At 65.2% G+C, this 19800-nt stretch carries 17 protein-coding genes; 9 read left to right on the forward strand and 8 right to left on the reverse strand.

Features of this window, described 5'->3' with window-relative positions:
- Positions 1–46: 46 nt before the first annotated feature.
- The 3 genes from BKA03_RS10855 to BKA03_RS10865 form a co-directional block, all read right to left on the reverse strand.
- A complete protein-coding gene (locus tag BKA03_RS10855; RefSeq protein ID WP_062076175.1) occupies positions 47–2176 on the reverse strand; it encodes a glycosyltransferase family 39 protein in 2130 nt (709 codons plus the stop codon).
- Complete coding sequence (locus BKA03_RS10860; protein ID WP_179398086.1) at positions 2173–3549, reverse strand: bifunctional glycosyltransferase family 2/GtrA family protein; 1377 nt, start codon at positions 3547–3549, stop codon at positions 2173–2175. The genes BKA03_RS10855 and BKA03_RS10860 overlap by 4 nt, the downstream gene beginning before the upstream one ends.
- A 259-nt stretch (positions 3550–3808) precedes the next feature.
- A complete protein-coding gene (locus BKA03_RS10865; RefSeq protein ID WP_062076236.1) occupies positions 3809–4252 on the reverse strand; it encodes a hypothetical protein in 444 nt (147 codons plus the stop codon).
- Positions 4253–4425: 173 nt separating this feature from the next.
- On the opposite strand from BKA03_RS10865, the gene BKA03_RS10870 reads away from it, so the two are divergent.
- Genes BKA03_RS10870 through BKA03_RS10880 form a run of 3 tightly spaced genes read left to right on the forward strand, consistent with a single transcriptional unit; the run spans position 4426 to position 6089 of the window.
- The gene (locus tag BKA03_RS10870; RefSeq protein WP_062076237.1) at positions 4426–4983 is read left to right on the forward strand and encodes a nucleotidyltransferase family protein; all 558 of its coding nucleotides are present in this window, start codon (positions 4426–4428) and stop codon (positions 4981–4983) included.
- A gap of 9 nt (positions 4984–4992) precedes the next feature.
- Positions 4993–5487 (forward strand): mobile mystery protein A, encoded by a 495-nt coding sequence (locus BKA03_RS10875; RefSeq protein WP_062076238.1) that lies wholly within the window; start codon positions 4993–4995, stop codon positions 5485–5487.
- The gene (locus BKA03_RS10880; protein ID WP_062076239.1) at positions 5484–6089 is read left to right on the forward strand and encodes a mobile mystery protein B; all 606 of its coding nucleotides are present in this window, start codon (positions 5484–5486) and stop codon (positions 6087–6089) included. The genes BKA03_RS10875 and BKA03_RS10880 overlap by 4 nt, the downstream gene beginning before the upstream one ends.
- A gap of 108 nt (positions 6090–6197) precedes the next feature.
- Here BKA03_RS10880 and BKA03_RS10885 read toward each other — a convergent pair whose 3' ends face one another.
- Together BKA03_RS10885 and BKA03_RS10890 are read right to left on the reverse strand one after the other, a co-directional pair.
- Positions 6198–7034 (reverse strand): aldo/keto reductase, encoded by an 837-nt coding sequence (locus BKA03_RS10885; protein WP_062076240.1) that lies wholly within the window; start codon positions 7032–7034, stop codon positions 6198–6200.
- 64 nt (positions 7035–7098) lie between these two features.
- A complete protein-coding gene (locus BKA03_RS10890; RefSeq protein WP_152649647.1) occupies positions 7099–7539 on the reverse strand; it encodes a hypothetical protein in 441 nt (146 codons plus the stop codon).
- A 195-nt stretch (positions 7540–7734) separates the two neighbouring features.
- Here BKA03_RS10890 and BKA03_RS10895 point away from each other — a divergent pair, with 195 nt between their 5' ends.
- Together BKA03_RS10895 and BKA03_RS10900 are read left to right on the forward strand one after the other, a co-directional pair.
- A complete protein-coding gene (locus BKA03_RS10895; RefSeq protein WP_062076242.1) occupies positions 7735–8154 on the forward strand; it encodes a DoxX family protein in 420 nt (139 codons plus the stop codon).
- 182 nt (positions 8155–8336) lie between these two features.
- Complete coding sequence (locus BKA03_RS10900) at positions 8337–9581, forward strand: mechanosensitive ion channel family protein (RefSeq protein ID WP_062076243.1); 1245 nt, start codon at positions 8337–8339, stop codon at positions 9579–9581.
- A 217-nt stretch (positions 9582–9798) separates the two neighbouring features.
- Here the strand turns inward: BKA03_RS10900 and BKA03_RS10905 are convergent, their stop codons facing one another.
- Positions 9799–10992 carry a Fic family protein gene (locus BKA03_RS10905; protein WP_083972117.1) on the reverse strand — a complete coding sequence of 398 codons (1194 nt, stop codon included), beginning with the start codon at positions 10990–10992 and terminating at the stop codon, positions 9799–9801.
- Between the two features lie 145 nt (positions 10993–11137).
- Here BKA03_RS10905 and BKA03_RS10910 point away from each other — a divergent pair, with 145 nt between their 5' ends.
- Together BKA03_RS10910 and BKA03_RS10915 are read left to right on the forward strand one after the other, a co-directional pair.
- The gene (locus BKA03_RS10910; protein WP_062076244.1) at positions 11138–12208 is read left to right on the forward strand and encodes a threonine aldolase family protein; all 1071 of its coding nucleotides are present in this window, start codon (positions 11138–11140) and stop codon (positions 12206–12208) included.
- 222 nt (positions 12209–12430) lie between these two features.
- The gene (locus BKA03_RS10915; protein WP_062076245.1) at positions 12431–13831 is read left to right on the forward strand and encodes a recombinase family protein; all 1401 of its coding nucleotides are present in this window, start codon (positions 12431–12433) and stop codon (positions 13829–13831) included.
- Positions 13832–13997: 166 nt separating this feature from the next.
- Here BKA03_RS10915 and BKA03_RS10920 read toward each other — a convergent pair whose 3' ends face one another.
- Together BKA03_RS10920 and BKA03_RS10925 are read right to left on the reverse strand one after the other, a co-directional pair.
- Positions 13998–14762, reverse strand: a complete 765-nt coding sequence (locus BKA03_RS10920; protein WP_238579488.1) for a rolling circle replication-associated protein — start codon at positions 14760–14762, stop codon at positions 13998–14000.
- A 295-nt stretch (positions 14763–15057) separates the two neighbouring features.
- On the reverse strand, positions 15058–15978 hold the full coding sequence (locus BKA03_RS10925; protein WP_062076247.1) for a hypothetical protein: 921 nt from the start codon (positions 15976–15978) through the stop codon (positions 15058–15060).
- 242 nt (positions 15979–16220) lie between these two features.
- Here BKA03_RS10925 and BKA03_RS10930 point away from each other — a divergent pair, with 242 nt between their 5' ends.
- Positions 16221–16883: an MEDS domain-containing protein gene (locus BKA03_RS10930; RefSeq protein WP_202965773.1), complete on the forward strand. Its 663-nt coding sequence runs from the start codon at positions 16221–16223 to the stop codon at positions 16881–16883.
- A complete protein-coding gene (locus BKA03_RS10935; RefSeq protein ID WP_179398087.1) occupies positions 16876–19731 on the forward strand; it encodes a sensor domain-containing protein in 2856 nt (951 codons plus the stop codon). Before BKA03_RS10930 ends, BKA03_RS10935 begins: the two co-directional genes overlap by 8 nt.
- Positions 19732–19800 lie beyond the last annotated feature (69 nt).

Genomic DNA, 19800 nt, shown 5'->3' on the forward strand with positions numbered 1-19800 from the left:
TCCCCTCTGCTGCGGGTCCCCCGAGCGTCGCTCAGTTCGTCGGAACTCAGCCGACCGGTGCCGTGAGGTCGTATAACGTCACCCCGTCGACGGTCTGGGCGGTGAAGTTCGCGCTCACCCAGGTCGCAATAGACGACGACCCGCCCTCGCCGCCACCCATCTGGGGGCCGCCACCACCGAAGCCGGACGAACTGGCGATGAAGTAGTGGATCTGACCGTTGGCGACGTATGCCTGGAACTGGGCGAGCGTCGGTGATGGGTCTGACCCGCTAAAGCCGCCGATCGGCATGACCGACTTCTCGGTGGACAGCTGGTAGCTCGCGGCGTTCTCGGCACCCGTGGTGGCCGCGACCCAGGTGTAGGAGTCGGCATTCTCCAAGAGCATTGAAGTCATCGCGTCGCTGACGGACGTGGCGCCGGGCATGCCCGGTGCGCCGTTCGCGCCGCCGATCGGCAGCGATGGAATCTGCTGCCCGCCTGGCAACGCCGCCTGACCATCGGCGGCACCTCCAGGAACTTGGCCGGCTGTGCCGCTTGGGCCGCCGGGCAACTCGCCCCGGAATCCCGGGGCCCCCATGCCGCCCGGGCCAAAGGACATGGTTCCCGCGACGGCCGGACCGGTTGTCACGGCTCCACCTTGGTGGGGGTTGAGGACGGTCTGCACGGTCCAGGCGGTCGGTCCCGCGAGGGCGGCGACCATGGCGAGCACGACGCCGGTGCGAAGCACGGTAGCCCCCAGCCGGCGGCCCAGAAGCAAACCGGCCGCGGCGACGAGGCCGACCGCGAACACGACCCAGCGCAACCACGGGTTCCACTCGGGTGACCTCGCGAGGATGACGAACGCCCAGCCGGTGGTGGCGAGCGAGACTGCGGCAAGCAGCGGCAGGGCCCAGCGTTCGGCCCGACGAGTCCACACGAGCCAGCCGCCGATGCCGACGAGGGCCGCGATTGATGGTGCGAGGGCGACCGTGTAGTACTGGTGGAAGATGCCGCTCATCAGGGAGAACGTGAGGCCGGTGACCACGAGCGTCGCACCCCAGATCAACAGGGCGGCGCGGCGAACATCGGTGCGTGGACGACGCCCGATGACCCAGAGACCGGCGAGGCCGAGCATCAGGGCCGTGGGGATGAGCCACGCGATGTGACCGCCGAGGTCACCGGTGAACATCCGCAGGATGCCGACGTTCGAGTTGAACATTCCGCCGCCGAACCCGGTTGGCGCGCCACCCGCTGCCCCGAAGGCGGTCCCGCCGAGCGCCGTGCCCAACGCGTCAGCGGAGGTTGGCGTCTCGCTGCCGAAGATCCGGCCGAGCCCGTTGTATCCGAAGGTGAGGTTGAGGAAGGAGTTGTCGGTCGAGCCGCCGACGTACGGCCGGTTGGCGGCTGGGGTGAGTTCGACGATCGCGACCCACCAACCTGCGGAAACGATCATCGCGACGACGGCGATGAGGCCGTCGCGAAGGCGCCGCCATAGCGACACGGGCGCGGCGATGAGGTAGACGGCCGCGATCCCGGGAAGCACGAGCACTGCTTGGAGTTGCTTGGTGAGGAAGCCGAGTCCGATGAGCACGCCGGCGAGCACCATCCAGCGGGTGCGTCCGTTCTCGATGGCTCGCAGGGTCGCGACGACGGCGCCCGTGAGCAGTAGCACGAGGAGCGCGTCGGGGTTGTTGAAGCGGAACATCAGTGCCGCGACCGGCGTGAGGGCCAACACGGCACCCGCTATGAGCCCTGCTTGTGCGCTGAAGTAGCGGCGCACCGAGTAGTAGACGAGCCCGACGGTGGCCACGCCCATGAGGGCCTGAGGCACGAGCATCGACCACGAATTGAGCCCGAAGACCCGAACCGAGAGCTCCATCACCCACAGGGAGGCCGGCGGCTTGTCAACCGTGATCGATGCCGCGGCATCCGATGCGCCGAAGAGGAAGGCCTTCCAACTGACCGACCCCGCCTGCACGGCGGCCGAGTAGAACGAGTTGGCCCACCCAGATGCAGAGAGGTTCCAGAGGTACATTGCGCCGGTGACCAGCAGGAGAGCCGCGAGCGACGGGCGCTCCCAGCGCTTGCGAGGCGCGGGCGCAAAAGGCTCGTGAACCTGCGGCGTCGGCGGGTCGACGGGCACCACTGCGGATGGTGTCACGACGTCGAGAACGTCAGCGCTTGTGGAGGCGGTCATCGGAGTGCTCCTTCGGGGATGTTCTTGTCGGCGGGCGCGTCGGTGAGATCAACAGCGGTGCGGGCGCCTTCAGTTGTGGCCGCTGGGCGGGGGCGGAAGACCCAACGCCTCAGGAGGACGAAGCGCAGCACGGTCGCTGCGAGGTTGGCGATGACGAGGACGGCGAGTTCAACGGAGTGGGGTGCTGTGGGTGCCGTTGCAGTGAGAAGTGCGAGGGAGCCGGAGGTGAGTGCCCAGCCGAAGAAGAACACGAGCAGGCCTTGGCCTTGATGGCGGGCCGCGTTTGTCGAACCGCGGAACCCGAACGTCACTCGCCTGTTCGCGGCCGTGTTCGCGATAGCGGTCAGCAGGAGCGCGCTGAAGTTCGCCGCCTGAGCGCCCATGGGGCCGCGCAGCAGGAGGAAGAGCAACGCGAACGCGAGGGTTGAGGCGATGCCGACGACCGCGAATCGTACGAGCTGGTGCAACAGCGCGGTTTGTGGGGGCGCGTCGGGAGGCACGACGACGCCTTGGACGATGCGTGTTTGCGAGTCTCCGACGAGCGGCAGGTGTTGACCGATTTCGCGTAACGGCAGCGCTCCGCTCATCAGTTCGCGGCCCACACGCACCACACCCTTGAGGTCCGCCATGGCGGTGGCGACGATGTCGACGCGCGAGTCGGGGTCGTCGACCCAGTCGACGGGGACCTCGTGGATGCGCAGCCCGGCCCGCTCGGCCAGCACCAGGAGTTCGGTGTCGAAGAACCATCCGGTGTCCTGGACAAGGGGGAGTAACTCGCGGGCCACATCGGCACGGATGGCCTTGAACCCGCATTGTGCGTCGGAGAACCGTGCGGCAAGCGAGGTGCGCAACAACAGGTTGTAGGAGCGGGAGATGAATTCGCGCTTGGGCCCGCGCACCACCCGGGAGGAGCGTGACAGGCGCGTGCCGATCGCCACATGGGAGTGGCCAGAAACAAGCGGGGCCACGAGGGGCAACAGGGCCGACAGGTTGGTTGAGAGGTCAACATCGCAATATGCCAACACCTGGGCATCCGACGTGGACCACACCGTGCTCAGCGCCCGACCGCGACCCTTCGCCTCAAGGCGGACCACCCGAACCTGCGGCAACTCGGCGGCCAGGCGCTCCGCAAGCGCGTAAGTGCCATCCGTCGACGCGTTATCAGCAATCGTCACCCGCCAACTGAACGGCAACGCATCACGCAGGTAGGCACACACGGCCCGAACCGACGCCTCAAGCCCCGCCACCTCATTAAAGACAGGAATGACCAGATCAAGGACGGGTCCCGCGGCGGCGGTGACACCGAGCCGCTCCGTCCGAGGTTCACGTGCCGGTGCGGGTGTGTGCGCTGAGGCGCTGGATGCCGTTGACATACCTTGAGTCTGGGGTGCGAACCTGTGCGCAAACTGAGTGAATCCTGTGGCACGGCGCAGGGTTGTTCGGGCGCTCGGGAATCCGTTGAGGGCGACGACTCCGCCCTGGCCTCCCAGGACGCCTCGACTCAGGCGCTCATCGCGTACTACAAGGCGCACCGCTCGTAACTATTTCTACTGCGAAAAGGGGCAGGGTGCTTAGGCAGCGCCCGGCCCCTTTTCGCGTCCCTGGGTGAGCTACGTATTCAGGGCCTGAGGCTCAGCCGCTCACCTGCGAGCACAGCACGCCGTCGACCACAAAGACCCCATTCTTGATGTATCCCACATCGCTACCCGGGGGCGCCTCCTCGCCCATGGGGGCCACCATGATCCACTCACCACGGTCGCCACGAATGGTCACGAAGGCTTGTCCGTTGACACGGGTTTTTGGCGAGGGTGGCGGCCCTAGGACCAGAGTCGACGACGCGCCTGCGGCCACGTCGAGCGCACCGTCGGCGTCCACTTCGTACTTCAGTTTCGTCCTGGCGTCGGCCTCGGACCATCCAGCCAGCAAGTTCGTAAAGGTGGCCTGGATCGGCACGTCACAGTGATTCTCAATTCGCACCTGCGAGCTACCCGAACCGCACCCCGTGACGAGCGCGAGGGCAGCCACAGAACCGAGGGCCCCGACCGCACGCGAACCGGACCGAAAGTTGAACGTCACGACGCCCCCCGTTGCGACGTAGGCCGCAAGACCTCAAGACCGGCGCACAGTCCGCCCGTCCCGATGACCCTACTCGTGGGCTTCGGCGTCGAGCAAGGGGTGGCGGCCGCGAAGACTCGAAGGCCGTCGCTACCTCGAGCCACGCGCCGCGCGCCGTCCGTAGACTGGATCGCATGGATGTCACCGGTCTCGTACTTGCCGCGGGAGAGCCCGTCGGAGCGGGCGGACCGTACGCCCTTCGCAGGACCGACGACGGCACGCCCTGGCTCGACATTGCGTGCACCGCACTGCGCGACGCGGGGTGCCGCGAGGTCATCGTGGTGCTGGGGGCCGGAGCCGACGCCGCGATGGCTCTAGTTCCGCGCGGCGCGCTACCCGTGGTGGCGACGGACTGGAGGGGCGGACAGGCTGCGGCACTCCGCGTGGGCCTTGCGGCCGCAGCCACGTCGAGCGCCGATGCGGTGCTGTTGACGCTGGTGAATGTGCCCGAGCAGACGGCGACTGCCTGCCGACAGGTGCTCGGGGCCGCCGTGGACGATCCGCGCGGCACGCTGGCACGCGCACACTACGACGGCAAGGCTGGCCATCCCGTGCTCGCGGGCCGCGACCACTGGGGCGACATCGCCGCAACCGTCGTGGGCGACATGGGCATCGGCGACTACCTGGAAACCCACCTCACGGCCGACGTGGACTGCACAGACCTCGGCGGCGGCAAGGTCGTCGAGGAGTAGCCGACAACGATGATGCAACCCCGGGCCCGACGGCAACTCGACCAGCGCAAAAGCCAAATGCACACGCTCCCGGCTGAGGTTTTCGCGCGCCCGCAGGCGGGCTGGCTCCGTGCCGTGCGTGATGCCCTGGGCATGCCGACCCGCGACATGGCCGCCCGCCTCGGTGTCACCAGCATGGCGATCAGCAAGCTCGAGGCCAGCGAAAGGGCTGGCACTATTGGGCTCGACACCCTCACCCGGGCCGCCGACGCGCTCGGCTGCGACGTCGTCTATGCCCTCGTGCCCAGAGTCCCGCTGGAACTGCAGATGCATCGGCAGGCCGAGGGGGTGGCTCGCGCCGAGCTGGGCCCCGTCGCCACCACCATGGCGCTCGAGGACCAGTCGTTGAACGCCCAGGCCACGCAAAGCCTGGTTGAGGACCGGATCGCCGAACTCATCGACTCCCGCTCCTTGTGGCGCACAGAGCAGTACCGCACAGAGCAGTACATGGTGACCGAGCCATGATCGAGTCCCTGCCCGACGGCGCTACTCCCGTCAGCGACCAAGAGTTCAAGGGCCTGATCCCCACCTTCGTCGCCACAAGAGCGGACCTCAACCTCGTCGAGCAAGCTGGCATCGCGGCGGCCCGCACCTGGGTCGCGCGCTCGCCCGCAGCCCACACCGTTGAGCGCGTCCTCAGCGAGCAGTTCGTTCGCGATCTCCATCGGCAGATGTACGGCAGGGTGTGGCGCTGGGCCGGGACGTACCGCACGTCCGAGCACAACATCGGCGTCGATCCCGCTCGTCTCCCGGTTGCAGTGCGCGAACTCGTCGACAACGCCCGCACCTGGGTCGCGCCGGAAACCGCGTGGGCAACCCCGGAGTTGGCGTGCATCCGCGTGCACCACCAGTTGGTATCCATCCACCCGTTTCCCAACGGCAACGGCCGCCACGCTCGTTTGTTCGCCGACCTGCTGGCTCAGAGCATCGGCGTCCAACCGTTCACCTGGGGTGGCGCGGACCTCAACGCCAGCGGGCCAGACCGTGCCGCCTACCTGGCCGCGCTACGGCGTGCAGACCGAGACCCGGACGACCTGGCCGATCTGTTGACGTTCGCCCGATCCTAGAGACTGGCTGCCAGACCTTGTGAGGCCTGACCTTCGTTGGTCCATGGGACATGGAGCGAAGAGCTGGGCGCCGACAAGCGCTCGGCCCCTTTCGTCGCTCAGATCAACTCACATTCCTGCGAATGTGTTCGGGTTGGGCCCCTGGCGACCGTCCGCGCCCTTGTCGAGCGAGTCAATGCGCGCGATCTGCCCGTCGGTGAGTTCAAAGTCAAAGATCTGCATGTTCTCCACCATGCGCTCGCGATGCATCGACTTCGGGAAGATGATGTTTCCGCGCTGAAGGTGCCAGCGCAACACCACTTGCGACGCCGCGCGGTCGACCTCGGCGGCGATTTCACCCACCACCGCGTCGCGCAACGCCTCTCCCTTCGCAAGCGGGCCCCACGCCTCGACCGCAATGCCGTGCGACTGGGACGCGCGACGCGCGTCGTCGTTGTGGAAGTAGGGATGCAACTCGATTTGGTTCACCACGGGGGTGACACCGGTCGCGTCGATGATCTTCGCCAGGTGCGCCGGCTCAAAGTTGGACACCCCTGCGGAGGTCAACCGGCCGTCCTCGACCAACTCGAGCATCACCTTCCAGGTCGAGACAAAGTCACCGTCGTACCGCGTGGGCAAGGGCCAGTGCATGAGGAACAGGTCAAGCTTGTCCAGGCGCAACTTCTCGAGCGTCTCGTCGAACGAGCGCAGCAAGTCGTCGCGAGGATGCACGTAGTTGCCGAGCTTGCTGGTGACGTAGACCTCCTCGCGCGCGAGTCCGGAGTTCGCGATCGCCTCGCCCACCTCGGCTTCGTTCTGGTAGCCCTGCGCCGTGTCGATGTGCCGGAAGCCCACGTCGAGTGCAGTGCTCACGGTCTCGACCGCATCCTCGGGAGCGATCTTGAACGTGCCGAATCCGAGTTGGGGGATGGTGGTGCCATTGCTGAGTGTGATGTGTGAGGTCATAGTCTCGGCAACGCAGGACGACGGCCAAGTAATCCATGGCGACCTTCTCGCGGGGGCCAAATACTCAGGGACGTATCGTCGACGCGGCTGACGGCGTCACGATTGCTCCCGGATCTGGGGCACTGGCGTGTCCTTCGTACATACCGAAGCACCCCGGAGCCTGCTCGGTCATCTCGTATACGGAGTAGCGGCCAACGAGAGTGCCATCCTGCCTTGTGACCGAGACCTGATACGTCGAAGGAACCGCACTCGACACGCTCACGAACACCGAGCCAATATCGACGCCTGCGAGGCCCTGCCGAAGTTGCTCGAGTTCCTGATCGGACAACTCCATGTTGTAGAGGAGTTCGGACTCCGCCGTGGGCCTGTCGCCATTCTGAACGGCGACCAGGAAGGTCCGCACCGCACCCTCGACAGTCGCGCTACCGCGCGCGCACCCGGTGCTTCCAGAGCACCCGGAAACGCACACCGCGACCGCCACAAGAAGTGCGAAGAGCCTCGTCATGGATCCCCCAATGAGCTTGCGAGAGCCGCCCTTCACCCTCTCTTGGCAACCTTAGTTGCGCTCGGCGCGCTCGGCCCCTTTTCGCGTCTCTGGATGCGTTCGACCCCTTTGGAATAGGACGCGCGACTATGTGGTTGACATGGCAACAAAGCCCTCCTACATTTGGTGGACTTGTCAACTTCTCAAAGGATCTCCATGAACGCCGTATTCCTGATTGCCCGCATCCTCTTCGCCCTGATCTTCCTGCTCAGTGCCATGGGGCACATGACAAACGCCGCCGCGATGGCCGGGTACGCAAAGTTCAAGGGCGCACCCGGTGGCAAGGCAGGCGTCATCGCATCGGGCGTCACCATGGGCCTCGGAGCGATCATGGTGCTGTTGGGCATCTACGGCGATCTCGGTGCGCTACTGGTCTTCGCGACCCTCATCCCTGTCAGCTTCTTCATGCACGCGTACTGGAAGGTGAGCGACGCTCAGGCCAAGCAGATGGACCGGACCAACTTCAACAAGAACATCGGCCTCATGGGCGGCGCGCTCGCACTGTTCCTCCTGTTCGCCGTCACGAACGCGAACCTGGGCCTCACCATCACGGGACCACTGTTCCACCTGAGCTAGCCAGCTTCACCTGAGCTCAACCCGCAGAGGGGGAGGAAGACCTTCGGGTCATCCTCCCCCTTTTGCTTGCCCGGAGCCGAGGCGCTTCGGCAGGACCCACGCGCAAGCCCCCACCCGCCGGTCACAACCCTGCAACACCATCCGTTGAGGATCGTGGGTAGCAAACACCACCAAGGAGAACGATGATCGACAACTGGCTGGACTTGGCGAAGACGACAGGAATTGGTGTCGGATCCGCCGTCCTTGTCGCGCTCGTCGTCCACCTGGCGTTGCACCTCGCCGGACGCCGGCTCGCCTGGGCGCGCAACCTCGTGGCATCGGCGCGGCGCCCCTTCTGGACGCTGCTGCTCTGGATGGGACTGTGGGTGGGTTCGGCGCCCACGCTCAAGGCGAAGGACTGGTGGCCGACCGCGTCGCACCTGTTCACCATCGGCGCCATCGCGATCGTCGCGTGGTTGCTCGTCGCCCTGGTGAGCTACGTCGCCGACCTCGCGCTCGGCCGCCACCGCATCGACATCCCCCACAACATCGCCGTGCGTCGCCTGCGCACCCAGACCATGATCATGCGCCGCGTGATGACCGCCCTCGTCATCGTCATCGCGATCGGCGCGGCGCTGTTTACGTTCAACGCCGTGCGCGCGCTCGGCGCGAGCATCCTCGCGTCGGCGGGGATCATCTCGGTGGTCGCGGGCCTCGCGGCGCAATCGGTACTTGCCAACATGTTCGCTGGTATTCAGCTAGTTTTCAGCAACGCGCTGCGCGTGGACGACGTCATTGTCGCCGAGAACGAATGGGGCAGGGTCGAGGAGATCACCCTGAGCTACGTGGTGCTGCGCCTGTGGGACGACCGCCGCCTGGTGCTGCCCTGCACCTACTTCACCTCCACGCCGTACCAAAACTGGACGCGTGAGGGCTCCGAGCTGCTCGGCGCGGTGGAGTTCGACCTCGACTGGCGCGTCTCGCCCCAGCGCATGCGCGAGCACCTGAAGGTGGTGCTCGCGGAGACCCCCCTGTATGACGGCCGCACCTGCGTGCTACAGGTCACCGACGCGACCAAGGGCTACGTGCACGTGCGCATCTTGGCGACCGCGAAGGACGCACCCAGCCTGTGGGACCTGCGCTGCTACGTGCGTGAGGCGATGCTGCTGTGGATCCAGTCCGAGTCGCCCGACGCCGCGCCCGCACAACGCATCCTGATGGCCGACGCCTCTGATGGGGCCGACGCCGAGCCCGCGCGACCCAAGCCGCGCGCAAAGAAGACCCCCGTGCCCGAGCACGTGAGTGATGCAGGGCTTTTCACCGGGAGCATCCAGGCCGTCGAGAGGGCGAGCCTGTTCATGCACGGTCAACCGCGCGAGGACGTGGGCGACGACGACCCCGCCTGGCAGCACGACACCGAGCCTCTGATCCCGCGCGTCCCCGACTGACCTCCCGCGCTTGGTGGGGACTTGCCCGGCCGACGCTTGGGCTTTGTTGCGCTGCTCGGTCGCCTTGGGTGTGGATACACGCAAGCCGGGTTCACGACCTCGCCGCGCCCCGCGAGTGGGCGTGAGCGCCGACTGAGGTGCACTGAGCCTCGAAAAGTGGTCACCAGCGCCACATCTGCCTGGTGGATTGGCGACAACCCGGCTTAGCAACGCCGCCCTAACCCCTACGGGCCTCTTCCGCGAACTCGTCGAGCGCCGTGAGCACCTCTACCGCGTCCCACACCCGGTTGCGCTTGTTGGCGCTTCGCGGGACCAGTACGCCCGCTTCGGCGAGCGCGTCGATCGCCGCGTAGGCCGTCGGCGCCGAAACCCCCAGCGCGCCTTGAACCACCTCGTAGGTGACCACAGGGTGTGCTGGAAGTATCTCCGCGAGACGCCAGGCGGAGGCGCCCTTGCGCGCGCGGACCCGCTGTCTCCAGTCGTCGGCGAGCGCCTGCAGGCGGTCGTTGAGGTCGAGCGTGCGGGCTGAGGCGAAGATGGCGGCGTATGCGACGCGTTCGATGATGGGCTCAATGTTGCCCTCGCGATACGCGGTGAGCGCCGCGAAGTACGCATCGGTCTCGTGGAGCAACCCCGCCGAGACGGGGATGGTGGAGCCGCGCGTGAGACCCGACTCTCTGAGCATCATGTGTAGCAGCGCGCGCCCCGTGCGGCCGTTGCCGTCGGCGAAGGGGTGGATGGTCTCGAACTGCGCGTGCGCGAGCGCAAGATGGGCGATCACGGGAATGTCCGTGCGACCCACAAAGGCGACGAGGTCCGCCATCGCGGCGGGTACTCGGTCGTGGTGCGGAGGCACGAAGTCGGCACGGTGCGGGCCCACGACGGCACCTCCCACCCACACCTGTTCGTCGCGCAGGCCCGGCGAGTGGCGTGGATCGGGCTCGATCAATGCGGCGTGCACGGCGAGGATCGATTCCAGGGTGATGGCCCCGTTGAAGTCGAGCGCCCGCTCCATGGCTTGCACGTTCGCCAGGACCAACAGCGCATTCGCACCAGGGTGTTCACCGATTTCCGCCTCGGCGAGCGACTTTGCGGAGGCCGTCAGCCGCTCGATCTGCGAAGACGACGCGGACTCGGTGCGCAGCAGCACCGCGGGCAAGGGGCCGATGCCTGACGTCCTCAACGTGGCATCGACGCGCGCTAGCTGCGCGGAGGCCTCTTCCGCGAGCGCCTGGACCGCGCTGGGCAGCGAAACGGTTGCGCCCGTGATGCGCGGCGTGATCGCGGCGCGATACGGTCCCGAGTGCGCAAGGACGGCTCTGCGCGAGACTCCGTCGGCGCGTGGAATCCACCGGCGAGGCTCGTAGTCGAGCGCTGGCCAGCCCTTGATCCCTGAAGATGACCTCTCCATATTTAAGGATATTACTACCTCCTTAAATAGGATGTCGTGTTATTCAAGGATAGGTTTTCAAGGTGTCTATCCCACCTGGGCGGTGTGCGCAGCGCTTCGCCGCCCCCGACATCAGCGCCCCCTTGACCTGGGAGACTAGACAACCATGACCACCATTCATGACCCCGCCAAGCGCGGCTTCGCCTCCGACAATTACTCCGGCATCCACCCAGAGGTGCTCGCCGCAATCGTCGCCGCCAACGGCGGCCACCAGAGCGCGTACGGCGGAGACGCCTACACCGCGCGCCTTCAAGAGGTGATGGCCCACCACTTCGGCGCGGGCGTCGAGGCGTATCCGATGTTCAACGGCACCGGCGCGAACGTCGTCGGCCTGCAGTCGATGCTCCCCCGCTGGGGCGCCGTGGTAACGGCCACCACCGCGCACATCAACGCCGACGAGGGCGGCGCGCCCGAGAAGGTGGGCGGCCTCAAGCTGCTCGCCGTCCCCACGGACGACGGCAAGCTCACTCCCGAACTCATCGACCGCGAGGCTTGGGGCTGGGGGAATGAGCATCGCGCGCAGCCGCTGGTGGTGTCGATCACGCAATCGACCGAGCTCGGCACCGTGTATACCGTCGACGAGATCGCGGCGATCGCCGATCACGCCCACGGCCTGGGGATGCGCCTCCACATGGACGGTGCGCGCATCTCCAATGCCGCGGCTTCGCTCGGAGTGCCGCTTCGCGCCTTCACGCGCGACGCGGGCGTGGATGTGCTGAGCTATGGCGGCACCAAGAACGGGGCGATGCTCGGCGAGGCAATCGTGGTGCTGGGCCCCCAGGCATCGGAGGGCCTGACGTACCTTCGCAAGTTGGACATGCAACTGGCGTCGAAGATGCGCTTCGTCTCGGCTCAGTTGCTCGCCCTGCTCGAGGGCGACCTGTGGTTGCGCAACGCCACGCACTCCAATGCGATGGCCCAGCGCTTGCGCGCCGGTGTCGAGGAGGGGCTCGCCGACGGGTCAATCAAGGGCGTGACCCTCACGCAGCCCACGCAGGCGAACGGCGTCTTCGCCACCCTGCCCGACGGCGTGGCGGATCGCCTGCGCGCCGTGTTCGCGTTCTACGACTGGGACGCCGCCAAGAACGAGGTGCGCTGGATGTGCAGCTTCGACACCTCAGAGGACGACATCGACGCGTTCCTCGCCGCGATAGCGCGCGAGACCTCAGCCGCCTGATCCAGCCGCTCCACGCGGTGCCTCGACTGGCGCGAGCCCGCGTGGGGACTTGCCCGGCCGACGCTTGAGCCTTGTTTCGCTGCTAGGTCAACTTGGGTGTGCGCCAAGAAGCCGCTCCCTCACGGCGGTCAGGCTTGAAGACTCGGAAGCGACTTCTTGGCGCACTGTGGGGTTGGTGGGTACACGCAGGCCGGGTTCCCCGTATGTCGTTAATATGACCTCATGACACTTCGTGGTGCAGTTGCCCTTTACGCTCGAATTTCCCAAGACCGATCAGGCGATGAGTTGGCCGTCACGCGCCAACTTGAGGACTGTCGAGCGGAGGCGGAGCGGCGCGGTTGGACTGTCGCAGATGAGTACGTGGACGACGACGTCTCCGCATACTCAGGGAAGGCTCGCCCAGCGTATGAGCGGATGCTCCGAGACATTGAAGACGGTCTGCGCGACGCGGTGATCGTGTGGCACATGGACCGATTGCACCGTCGCCCCATCGAGTTAGAGCAGTTTGTGGCGACCTGCACGCGCGCAAATGTGAGTGACGTGGTGACGCTCCACGGCGACTACGACTTGGGCAAGGGCGACGGCCTTTTTATGGCCCGGTTGATGGCCGCTATGGCGGCGAATGAATCCGACAGCAAGCGCCGCCGCCTGAAAAGGAAGGCGGTGGAGACGGCAGAAGCGGGCAAGCCGAAGTCCGGTGGGCCCCGGCCCTACGGTTTCCGAAGCGACTTCGTGACGCACGAACCTGCCGAAGTCGCTTACTTTCACGAAGCCGCCGAACGCGTGCTCGCTGGCGAATCGCTACAGTCGGTCGTCCGCTGGCTCGACGCCTCGGGCGCCCATACGGCCAAGGGCAACCAGTGGACCCCCTCAAAGTTACGCGCGCTGCTACTCGCTCCTCGCTACTGGGGCATGCGCACGCACCACGGCCAGATCGTCGCCAAGGCCACTTGGGAGCCCATCATCACCCCTGAGCAAGGTGAGCGACTCCGACTCCTCCTCACGGACCCATCGCGGGGCACGCACCGAGCCCCGCGTCGGTATCTCCTGTCGGGCTTGCTCAAGTGCAGCAAGTGCGGGGGGACGTTGTACTCGGCGCCGAAGAGCGGCGTGCGGGGCTACGCGTGCATGAAGGGCGCCGAACTCCGGGGGTGCGGAGGCACGTACATCTATGCGGCCAAACTCGAAGCGTTTATCGCGCACGCCGTGCTCATCCGTCTGGATTCACCACACCTGGTCGATGCGATGGTGAGCACCGCAGAACGGTCCGAGGTTGCTGCCATTGGTGACGCGATCGTCGCCGACACAGCCCAAATGGAGGACCTCATGAAATTGTGGGCGGACCGCGCAATGTCTACTGAAGAGTGGAAGTTGGCGCGGGACCGGCTCGAGGCTCGGGTGCAGGCAAACCGTCGCACACTCACTCGGCTCACCGAACACGATGCGATCGAGAACTACCTGGGCCAGGGCGAGGCATTGCGCGAGCAGTGGGAGGGCCTGAACCTATCCCGCCAAGCGGCGATCGTGAAGGCTGTACTCGACCATATTGTGATCTTGCCGGTCGTCCACCGAGGCAGGGCAGGTCTCGACCCGGAAAGGGTCGCTCCCCAGTGGCGGCTGTAGGCGGTCGCGCCCGCCTGGCGGCTTGCGGCGCGTCCCGCCTATCAGCACGCCAACACGGGCCAGCACTCCCAAGTCAGTGACCACCACCGGCACCCCTTGAGCAGCGCAGGTAGAGTCCACCCACGCACTCACTTGGGCAGTTGTGAAACCGTGCGCGGTCACCTTGTCAGTCACGGCTCACCGGCCACTGTGCCCACACCGCCGGCGCGCCTTGCCAGTCCGGGGTCTCGTCCGAGGTCCACACGTAGGTAGGGGGCGACTCAAGCGTCTGCGACGCTAGGTCGATCAGCCCATCGCGAGACTTTGCATAGAGCGAGACCTTCGCAGGTTGGAAGCCCTGGGCCAGGTCGTAACGGTGACGGCCCAGCACGCGGGCGTCGGTTTCGGTGAAGGTCTTGGCCACGTACTTGGACAGGTAGCCCGCAGCTCTTCGCGCCTCATCCAAAGAAGTCGCCCCGTGGCCCATGTCCCCGAGAAGCTTGATGTGGACGAAACCGCGACCCCACGCCTCATCGATCAGACCCCGAGCGACATACCGGCCTACCGCGAAATGCAGGTGCAGACCGTGGCTCTTGTGCCACTCAGGCACCCACGCATACGGCAACGCTCCACTACCAAGACCGGTACGAAGGTTGCGGAAGAAGTCCGCGACATCCAAGCGCACTTGCTCGACGTCGTGACACCCCTCACCCGCGTACGTGAGTGTTCCCAAACGGTTCAGACGATTCGTGGAGCAGTAGCGGCGAAGCCTGCCACGTGCACGCCTACCCGCCTCTTGAGCCGCCCGCACCGGGTCAACCGCGTTGCCCTTCGCCACGTACGTGGACGAGTCCCGGCGCGGGGCGCTCCCACGGAAACACCCGCCACCCTCACCCGCAGACGGGTACAGCGACAGGAACCACCCAGCGCGGTTCGACTCATTCGGGAACACGACCAGCACTCCACAGACCGAAAGGACAGAGGACTGACCACTGCCTATGGGTCTAGGAACTTTTGGGAGCGCGAAGACCGAGAGCAGAAGTCTCAACCGGTCTTCGTTCGATGGCGCTGTATGTGTGTGGGACCCGCATCTGAGGCGTTTGGTGGTAGTCCTTTTCGGTCCGGTACCCGGCGCAGATCCAGTATGCACCCACAACGGACGCCGATCAAGAAGCCCCCGAGTTATGTTGCAGATTCAAGGGAAGTGCGCGGCTACGGCGCGGACACCACGGTTCGAGGGCTTCAAGTCAAGCGTCGGGCTGGCCGTCCTCGGGGCCCTCCCCCTTGTCCCATGGATCCATGGAAAAGGACGGCTTGTAAGCCTTGGGGCTCCGTAGATAGTCGCGATGCACACGACTTCCGGTGTAGAGGTACGACACTGCACTGCTCACGAAGTCATAGCGCCGCGGCAATTCAGAAACTGGGAATTTCTCGCTGCCAGGAATCTCCATCGCTAACTGGAGGTCAACGCCCACGTTGATCTTCGCGTACTCAACAAACTCGGGCACCCGCACCTCATATAGCAAGCGGCCGGACTCCGGCTCACCGTCGAACGGACGAAGACCCTCGTGCATCCAATCCATGGACACCTCGCGACCTTCTACGAGCGAGTTGAAGCGCAACTCGGCGCCCAAGTTAGCCGTAGCAGTCACGGTCGCCGCCAGAGGAAGTCGGTGCTTGTCGGCGTTGTTGATCTCTTGTAGCACTTCCAGCATCGAAAGAGCGTAGCCCGAGCGGTCCTTCGACGGTTGGAGTTGCCCGGCTCGATCGATGAGAGCGGGCGGCGCGCCCTTGAGTTTGTCGCCAGCGCTCGCGGGCCACGCTCTCTTCGAGTCTCTCCTCGTGATGGGGAACATCAGGAGGTGTTCAAACTCGCCGATGTCGCCACTGTTCGATTGCCTGACGATGTCCCAGATGGTTGAGTCGAGAGCACTTCTCAATGAGTGCGCCGCCTCGCCGATCAAGATCGCGAACTCCGCCGCGTCGGGCGGTTGCCACTTGGTGGAATGGATGGCCGCCTCATCGCCAGCGCCAACTTCGATGGGTGCCGTCCCGAGCGGATTGGATGCGGTGTAACTCGCTAATGAATTCTTCAGGTCACCGATTCGACGACGCGCATGTTCGAGCCTTCGAACGGGCCAACCGCCAACGTCAAATACACGTGCCATTACTCAACACTAACAAATGTGGCTGCCGCACTCCGAAGTGTATTGATGAACTGCTTCGTTGGGAGTGCCGCTGTGCAGCACTCTTCTCGCGATAGCGACCAATGCGCACAAGGGTGTGCCGCTGCGCCCCTTTAGGTGTGGATTGACGACAAGCCGGGTTGCCTGGCTGGATAACCCAGGCCGGTAGTAGAGTCACTATGTAGCACGTGCTGGCTCATGATTGGTTGCCCGAGGAGGCCGGGATGGGCATGCTGGAGGCCGGTGGCGAGAGTCGCCCGATGATTTCGCTCGGGTTCGACGAGGAGTTGCACCCCAGGGGAACGCATATTTGCTTCATCTTCAACGACGAGGAGGAGCGTCGGTGGGTGATGTCGAAGTACGTCCAGAGCGGCTTGGATGCGAACGAGCAGGTCGGCTATTTCGTCGACACGATGTCGCCCGACGGCCTGAAACAGTGGATGCGCGAACACGGTGTGACCCTGCCCGATGAGCTCGATGGCCGACAATACAGCGTCGTCGCCGCAGAGGAGGCGTACTGCCCTGACGGCACCTTCAAGGTCGATCGCATGATCGAAACCGTGCGGGAGTTGCACAATCGCAGCCTCCGGGAAGGCTACGCCGGCGCCCGTGCTTCCGGAGAGATGACCTGGGTCCAACGGGGCCATCCCGGGTCGGAGAATCTAGCGGAGTATGAGTGTCGCATCAACGTGCTCGTGCGCACTGTGCCGATCACTGTGGTGTGCCAGTATGACGCGCAACGTTTCGACGGGGCGACACTCTACGACATCTTGAGCGTGCACCCGATGATGATCGTGCACGGGCAAGTGGTCAGGAATCCCTACTACGTCGAAGCGGAAGTTTTCCTGGGAAAATTGGCGACACGCCAGCGGCCCCTAGATGTCTGATACTCGGTTTGCTGCAGAGGTTCTCGGCAAGTTGCTCGTCGCGGTTCAGACGCTCGACGCCCTACCCAGTGTGAAGGGGATGGCCGAGTTCCTACAGTCTTCCCTGAGAGAAGTCCCGGGCGTCACCAACACGTTCATGTGTCTGAACGGGGAGTTCCCCTCTGCCGACCAGGCAACCATCGCAAAACTGGATCTGCACTGTCCGAAGGCAGCAGGCCCGTCGGCTTCGACCCCGCTGTGTGTGCCGGAGGATCGGCCGGACATCCAACTAGTCGCCATGCGTACACCACGTCAAGCATTCGGCTGCCTGCAACTGGTCATAGACGACGAGGCGAAGTTTGAGGCGTACCAACCGTTTCTCGTCAACATCGGCCACATGGTCGCCACCATCTTGGAGAAACGACAGAATGACCGCTCCCTAGCCACGGCGACCGCACAGCTGAACAGGCAGGCGTTTGAGTCGGCCCGCTCGATGATTGAATCGAGTCTGGACTCGTTGGTGGCGATCAGTCCGGAGGGGATGATCACCGATGCCAACGAGGCCACTGTCAAGGTCACCGGCATTCCTAGGGACGAACTGATCGGGACCGCGTTCTCGGAGTGTTTCACCGAGCCGGTCAAGGCCAACGCGATTTACCAGTTGGTTTTTGAGCGGGGGATGGCGGTGGACTACCCGTTGACGATGCGTCACCGGGACGGGACGTTGACCGAGGTGTTGTACAACGCGTCGGTGTATCGCGACGTCGGCGGCAAAGTGCTGGGTGTCTTCGCCGCAGCCCGTGACGTAACCGAAGCGAGGCAGGCGTTTCAGTCGGCCCGCTCGATGATTGAATCGAGTCTGGACTCGTTGGTGGCGATCAGTCCGGAGGGGATGATCACCGATGCCAACGAGGCCACTGTCAAGGTCACCGGCATTCCTAGGGTCGAACTGATCGGGACCGCGTTCTCGGAGTGTTTCACCGAGCCGGTCAAGGCCAACGCGATTTACCAGTTGGTTTTTGAGCAGGGCATGGCGGTGGACTACCCGTTGACGATGCGTCACCGGGACGGGACGTTGACCGAGGTGTTGTACAACGCGTCGGTGTATCGCGACGCCGGCGGCAAAGTGCTGGGTGTCTTCGCCGCAGCCCGTGACGTAACCGAGCAGAATCGTGCGGCCGAGACCGCCCGGAGTCTGGTTGCGGCGGAGGATCTGGTCCGTACGGTGATGGGTTCTGCTTCGATTGGTATCGTCTTGGCTGGCCTGGACGGTTCTATCCGTGTTGTCAACAGCGCATTGTGCGACCTCCTTGGGTATGACGAGGCGTACTTCCTGGCACACCGGCTGCAGGACACCGTCCACCCCGACGACCTCGAGGTGGCACTTCTGGACCGGACCCGGGTTATCGCCGGATCGATCAACAAGAGCGCCACAACGGTACGCCTGGTGCGGGCCGACGGCGCCACCGTTTGGGTGCGTCGAGTGACGGTGCTACTCAGGGACGGAGACGGCGAGGCGAACATGCTCATGATGCAGGTGGAAGACATCACTGCGGAGCACGAGGCTCAGGAGGCTTTGGCTTACCAGGCCTTCCACGACTCGCTGACCGGGTTACACAACCGGGCCTGGATCCTGGACATCCTGGCGGTTGATCTGCGCGCCGCCAAGCGGCGGGGGCATTCGGTGGGGGCACTGTTCGTGGACCTGGACAACTTCAAGGTCGTCAACGACTCGCTGGGGCACGCGGCCGGCGACGAGGTGTTGGCCGCGGTGGCGGAGCGGATCGTGGCCGCCCTGCGCCCAGGGGACCGTGTTGGACGTTTTGGGGGCGACGAGTTCGTCATCGTGGTCCAGGGCCTCCAGGGCCTCCAGGGCCTCCAGGGCCTCCAGGATGTCCTGGAGGTGGAACGTTGCGCCGAGCGGGTGTCTGCCTCGATCGGCGTCGATCTGCAGGTGCGAGGCCACCGGATCGTGCCGACCGCGTCCATCGGTATCGCCACCTCGACCTCGACGTCGACACCCGAGAGCCTGCTACGCGACGCCGACTCCGCACTGTCCCAAGCCAAGACCACGGGGCGGGCGCGCTGGCACTTCTTCGACGACACGATGCACGCCCAGGCTCTGGCCCGTCTCAACATAGAGGACCAGTTGCGTGAGGCGATCACCGCCAGTCAGTTCGTGGTGTTTTACCAACCCATCGTGGCCCTGGCCGACGCCCACGTGGTCGGACACGAGGCACTTGTACGTTGGGCGCACCCCAACCGCGGGCTGCTCAGCCCCGGTGAGTTCCTCGAGATCGCCGAGGACACCGGGCTGATCACCGCCATCGGCGCCCAAGTCCTGGACCAGGTCTGCGCGATGCTAGCCGAACATCCGGACCTACCCGGTCCGATCAGCGTCAACGTTTCGGCCGTCCAGCTGGCTGCGCCCGACTGGCTCACAACCGTGCGGGACACTCTGGCGACCCACCGGGTCGACCCCGCTCGGATCGTGATCGAGGTCACCGAGACCGCCGTCCTGAGCCTGGTGGACTCCGCCCGAACCGCACTGACATCCTTACGCGAACTCGGTATCGGCATCCACCTCGACGACTTCGGCACCGGATACTCCTCCATCTCGGTGCTACGAGACCTGCCGGTGACCGGAGTCAAACTCGACCTGCGCTTCGTCCACGACCTCACCGCCGACGACAGCCAAGCCAACGCCCTCGCTGAGGGCGTGAACGGTCTGGTCAAGGGCCTGCATCTGACCGGAATCGCCGAAGGCATCGAAACCCAGATGCAAGCCAACATCCTGCGCGACCAGGGATGGGAACACGGACAGGGCTACTACTTCGGCAAACCAGCCACCACACCCCTCCCCCCCTGATTCTGGATCCAGCAGGCCTGGACCGACAACGCAGAGGGAGTCGACACCGGGTTCCCGTTGGCGGTGCGC

It is taken from the genome of Demequina lutea (assembly GCF_013409005.1).
Lineage (GTDB): Bacteria > Actinomycetota > Actinomycetes > Actinomycetales > Demequinaceae > Demequina > Demequina lutea.

Coding starts and splice junctions, on each gene's coding strand:
- BKA03_RS10855 (WP_062076175.1), bottom strand. CDS start 2,176: ATGACCGCCTCCACAAGCGCTGACGTTCTCGACGTCGTGACACCATCC.
- BKA03_RS10860 (WP_179398086.1), bottom strand. CDS start 3,549: ATGTCAACGGCATCCAGCGCCTCAGCGCACACACCCGCACCGGCACGT.
- BKA03_RS10870 (WP_062076237.1), top strand. CDS start 4,426: ATGGATGTCACCGGTCTCGTACTTGCCGCGGGAGAGCCCGTCGGAGCG.
- BKA03_RS10875 (WP_062076238.1), top strand. CDS start 4,993: ATGATGCAACCCCGGGCCCGACGGCAACTCGACCAGCGCAAAAGCCAA.
- BKA03_RS10880 (WP_062076239.1), top strand. CDS start 5,484: ATGATCGAGTCCCTGCCCGACGGCGCTACTCCCGTCAGCGACCAAGAG.
- BKA03_RS10885 (WP_062076240.1), bottom strand. CDS start 7,034: ATGACCTCACACATCACACTCAGCAATGGCACCACCATCCCCCAACTC.
- BKA03_RS10890 (WP_152649647.1), bottom strand. CDS start 7,539: ATGACGAGGCTCTTCGCACTTCTTGTGGCGGTCGCGGTGTGCGTTTCC.
- BKA03_RS10895 (WP_062076242.1), top strand. CDS start 7,735: ATGAACGCCGTATTCCTGATTGCCCGCATCCTCTTCGCCCTGATCTTC.
- BKA03_RS10900 (WP_062076243.1), top strand. CDS start 8,337: ATGATCGACAACTGGCTGGACTTGGCGAAGACGACAGGAATTGGTGTC.
- BKA03_RS10905 (WP_083972117.1), bottom strand. CDS start 10,992: ATGGAGAGGTCATCTTCAGGGATCAAGGGCTGGCCAGCGCTCGACTAC.
- BKA03_RS10910 (WP_062076244.1), top strand. CDS start 11,138: ATGACCACCATTCATGACCCCGCCAAGCGCGGCTTCGCCTCCGACAAT.
- BKA03_RS10915 (WP_062076245.1), top strand. CDS start 12,431: ATGACACTTCGTGGTGCAGTTGCCCTTTACGCTCGAATTTCCCAAGAC.
- BKA03_RS10925 (WP_062076247.1), bottom strand. CDS start 15,978: ATGGCACGTGTATTTGACGTTGGCGGTTGGCCCGTTCGAAGGCTCGAA.
- BKA03_RS10930 (WP_202965773.1), top strand. CDS start 16,221: ATGGGCATGCTGGAGGCCGGTGGCGAGAGTCGCCCGATGATTTCGCTC.
- BKA03_RS10935 (WP_179398087.1), top strand. CDS start 16,876: ATGTCTGATACTCGGTTTGCTGCAGAGGTTCTCGGCAAGTTGCTCGTC.